Consider the following 3,915-nt stretch of genomic DNA (forward strand, 5'->3'; position numbering starts at 1 on the left):
GCTCCCCACAGACGGTTCCCGCGCCCGCCATGCCGGCGCGGGAACGCGTCCCCCGACGCCCCCCTTCCGCTGAACGAAACGCGCCGGGGCGGAGTACTCACTAGTGGGATTGAACGTGAGGAGCCTCATGACTTATCCACCGCAGGCGGACTCCCGGTACGGCACGGGCCGGCGCACGACGCCGTACGACCCGCGGGACGGCCTGGGCGACGCGCGCGTCGCCGGGTTCCCGTCTCCGCCACCCACTCGTACGTGGCCGCAGGACGATCCGTTCAGGCGGCCGCCGCAGGACGACCCGTGGGCCCTCCCCGGCCGGCCGGACTACGGCGGCCGCGACTACGGCTTCCCGGACGAGGACCGGCACGGCGGACGCAGGGGCGGCCCCGGCCGGGCGGTCGTCGCGGCCGTCATCGCGGCGCTGCTCGCCGGCGGCGTGGCCGGCGGCGTCACCGGGCGGCTGACCGCGAACGTGCCGGAGTCCACGGCGCTGCAGCAGTCGGAGGCCGGGCCGGTGCAGGGCGGCCTCAGCGACGTCGCGGCGCGGGTGCAGGCGAGCGTGGTCTCGATCGAGGTCCGGGCGGCGGGCGGCCAGGGCACCGGGTCCGGGTTCGTCGTCGACCGGCGGGGCCACGTGCTGACGAACGCGCACGTCGTCGAGGGCGGCGGCCGGGTCACCGTGGTCCTGGCCGACCAGCGGCGCGTCCGGGCGCGCCTGGTGGGCACCGACCGCGCGCTCGACCTGGCGGTGCTGGCGATCCCGGCCGCGCAGGCTCCGGCGCCGCTGGCGTTCAGCCGCTTCTCGGACGTGCGCGTCGGCGACCCCGTGATCGCGCTCGGCTCCCCGCTGGGCCTGCAGGGCACCGTCACCAGCGGCATCGTCAGCGCGCTGAACCGGCAGGTGCGGCTGGGCGACGGCGGCGGCGCGAGCACCGCGGTGCAGACCGACGCGTCCATCAACCCCGGCAACTCCGGCGGGCCGCTGGTCAACGCGCGCGGCGAGGTCATCGGGGTGAACACCGCGATCGCGACGCTGATGCGCGGCGGGGGCGGCGGCTCGATCGGCATCGGCTTCGCGATCCCCGCGGACCGGGCGCGGCAGGGCACGCTGCGGCTGGTGCGCTGACCCGCGCCCGGGGCGGCGGCCGGTCAGAGGCCGAGGCGCTTCGCGTGGCGGGCGAGGAAGGCCGCCACCTCGTCCTCGGGCTTGTCGGGCAGGCCCCAGATGATCTCGGTGACGCCCGCGTCCGCCCAGGCCGCGATGTCCTCGGCGGTGGGGCGCATGGCGGCCAGGACGGAGATCTCCGGGCGCCCGGCGCGGCCCGCGTCCTCCCACGCGGCCTGCAGCGCGGTGGTCTTCGGCAGGATGTCGCGCTCGGTGGGGGTCGTCATCCAGCCGTCGGCGTTGGCGGCGATCCACGCGAACGTCTTCGGTCCGCCGCCGGCGCCGATCAGCAGCGGGACGTGCGGCTGGACGGGCTTCGGCCAGGCCCAGGACGGGCCGAACGAGACGAACTCCCCGGCGTAGGACGCCTGCTCCTGCGTCCACAGCGCCCGCATCGCCTCGACGTACTCGCGCAGCACCGTGCGCCGCTTCCCGGCGGGCACGTGGTGGTCCGCGAGCTCGTCGGTGTTCCAGCCGAACCCGGCGCCGACCGTCACCCGCCCGCCCGACAGGTGGTCGAGCGTCGCGATGGTCTTGGCGAGGGTGATCGGGTCGGACTCCACGGGCAGCGCCACGGCCGTGGCGAGCCGGATCGTCGAGGTGACGGTGACCGCGGACGCCAGCGAGACCCACGGGTCGAGCGTGCGCATGTAGCGGTCGTCCGGGAGGGCCGCGCCGCCCGTGCCGGGATGGGCGGCCTCGCGCTTGACCGGGATGTGCGTGTGCTCGGGGACGTAGAACGTATGGAACCCGTTCTCCTCGGCGGCCTTCGCGGCGGCGGCGGGCGTGATGCCCCGGTCACTTGTGAAGAGCACGATGCCATGGCGCATGGCTCGATACTAGAACGTGTTCTATGTTTCCGGACAGGGGCCCGCGGTGCCGGCGGGTGCCGCACCATCCGCGGGGACCGTGTTCGGTGGCCCCGGGGTGCGGCCGGCCTGGGACCGGTGGCGCCCGGCGTCCACCTGCCGTTAATCTCATTACTGGTTAGTCAACTATGTGACTACAAGGTGAGTAGAGCGCATGCATCCCTTCCGAGCGGCGGCGGAGGCCGGCGACCGCGAGGCGGTCGAGGCCATGCTGGCGGACGACGTCGTCTTCACGAGCCCCGTCGTCTTCAAGCCCTACATCGGCAAACCGGTCACCGCGGCGATCCTGCGCGCCGTGCTGCGGGTCTTCACCGGCATCCGCTACGTCCGGGAGATCAGCGACGGCCGCGACCACGCGCTGCTGTTCGAGGCGAAGGTCGGCGACCTCACGATCACCGGCTGCGACTTCCTGCGGATGAACGACGCCGGGCAGGTCGGGGAGCTCACCGTCATGGTCCGGCCGCTGTCGGCCGCCAAGGCGCTCGCCGAGGCGATGGCCGCGGAGTTCGCGCGGGTCGAGCGGGAGGCGCGCGAGGTGGGCGCCGCACCGGCCGCCGCCGACTGAACCGGGGCGGGGCACGCGCGCCGCTCCGGGCCGGCGCGCGATCGCCGAGGTCGGACGCATCTCCGGCGCTGGATTGAGCACGGTCGGCGCAGTGCCTAGATTGGCAGCGTCCGATTCATCCCCGCAAAGGAGCACCCCTTGTCCGTGCGAACCAAGCCGCCGTTCCGGGCCGACCACGTCGGCAGCCTGCTGCGTCCGCCCGAACTCCTGGCCGCGCGGGACGATCACGCGCAGGGCCGCATCGACGCCGCCCGGCTCGCCGAGATCGAGGACGCCGCGATCCGCGACGCGGTCCGGATGCAGGCCGAGGCCGGGCTGCGGTCGGCCACCGACGGCGAGTTCCGCCGGACGTCCTGGCACATGGACTTCATCTACCGGCTCGGCGGGATCAGCCCGGCGGACGAGAAGATCAAGGTGCAGTTCCACAACGAGGCCGGGGACATCGAGTTCAGCACGGCCGCGCTGAGCGTGCACGACAAGGTCCGGCTGGAGGACACGATCTTCGCCGACCACTTCGCGTTCCTGCGGGACGCCGCCGGGGACGGGGTGACGCCGAAGCTGACGATCCCGTCGCCGAACATGGTCCACTACCGCGGCGGGCCGGCGTCGATCGACCCGAAGGTCTACCCCGACGTCGAGGAGTTCTGGAGCGACCTGGCCGCCGCCTACTCCGAGCAGGTGCGGCGGCTCGGCGAGCTCGGCTGCCGCTACCTCCAGCTCGACGACACGAGCCTCGCCTACCTCAACGACCCGGCCCAGCGCGCCATGATCAAGGAGCGCGGCGACGACGCCGAGCACCTCCACCTGCGCTACATCCGGCAGATCAACGCCTCGCTGGCCGGGCGCCCCGAGGGCATGAACGTCACCACCCACATGTGCCGGGGCAACTTCCGCTCCTCCTGGACGGCCGAGGGCGGCTACGACTTCGTCGCCGAGGCCCTGTTCGGCGAGCTGGACGTGGACGGCTTCTTCCTGGAGTTCGACGACGAGCGGTCGGGCGGTTTCGAGCCGCTCCGGTTCGTCCCGCCGGGCAAGATGGTCGTGCTCGGCCTGGTGACGACCAAGCGCGGCGAGCTGGAGTCCAAGGACGACCTGAAGCGCCGCATCGACGAGGCGGCGCGGCACGTCCCGCTCGACCAGATCTGCCTGTCCCCGCAGTGCGGCTTCTCCTCCACGGTGGAGGGCAACGCGCTGAGCGCCGAGGAGCAGGCCGCGAAGCTGCGCCTGATCGCCGAGACCGCCGAGGAGGTCTGGGGCTGACCCGCTCCCCCGCTCCCCGCGGCCCGGCTCCGGCTCGGGCGGGCCGCGCGGGGCGGGCC

The 3,915-nt window shown here is 73.7% G+C and carries 4 protein-coding genes; 3 read left to right on the forward strand and 1 reads right to left on the reverse strand.

All coding sequences use genetic code 11. The annotated features are described in order from the left end of the window. Positions 1-127: 127 nt before the first annotated feature. Positions 128-1,123 carry a trypsin-like peptidase domain-containing protein gene (locus tag E1200_RS31780; protein WP_207933646.1) on the forward strand — a complete coding sequence of 332 codons (996 nt, stop codon included), beginning with the start codon at positions 128-130 and terminating at the stop codon, positions 1,121-1,123. Between the two features lie 23 nt (positions 1,124-1,146). Here E1200_RS31780 and E1200_RS31785 read toward each other — a convergent pair whose 3' ends face one another. Further along, a complete protein-coding gene (locus E1200_RS31785) occupies positions 1,147-1,992 on the reverse strand; it encodes an LLM class F420-dependent oxidoreductase (protein ID WP_131956123.1) in 846 nt (281 codons plus the stop codon). A 193-nt stretch (positions 1,993-2,185) separates the two neighbouring features. Between E1200_RS31785 and E1200_RS31790 the strand changes: the two genes are divergently transcribed. Together E1200_RS31790 and E1200_RS31795 are read left to right on the forward strand one after the other, a co-directional pair. Next, on the forward strand, positions 2,186-2,596 hold the full coding sequence (locus tag E1200_RS31790) for a nuclear transport factor 2 family protein (RefSeq protein ID WP_131956125.1): 411 nt from the start codon (positions 2,186-2,188) through the stop codon (positions 2,594-2,596). 144 nt (positions 2,597-2,740) lie between these two features. Then, positions 2,741-3,856, forward strand: a complete 1,116-nt coding sequence (locus E1200_RS31795) for a 5-methyltetrahydropteroyltriglutamate--homocysteine S-methyltransferase (protein WP_243709005.1) — start codon at positions 2,741-2,743, stop codon at positions 3,854-3,856. The last annotated feature ends 59 nt before the right edge of the window (positions 3,857-3,915 follow it).

The sequence above is a fragment of the Actinomadura sp. GC306 genome, from assembly GCF_004348665.1.
GTDB lineage: Bacteria > Actinomycetota > Actinomycetes > Streptosporangiales > Streptosporangiaceae > Spirillospora.

Bases quoted from the DNA above. Each gene is read 5' to 3' on its own strand.
- E1200_RS31780 (WP_207933646.1), top strand. From the start codon at position 128: ATGACTTATCCACCGCAGGCGGACTCCCGGTACGGCACGGGCCGGCGC.
- E1200_RS31785 (WP_131956123.1), bottom strand. From the start codon at position 1,992: ATGCGCCATGGCATCGTGCTCTTCACAAGTGACCGGGGCATCACGCCC.
- E1200_RS31790 (WP_131956125.1), top strand. From the start codon at position 2,186: ATGCATCCCTTCCGAGCGGCGGCGGAGGCCGGCGACCGCGAGGCGGTC.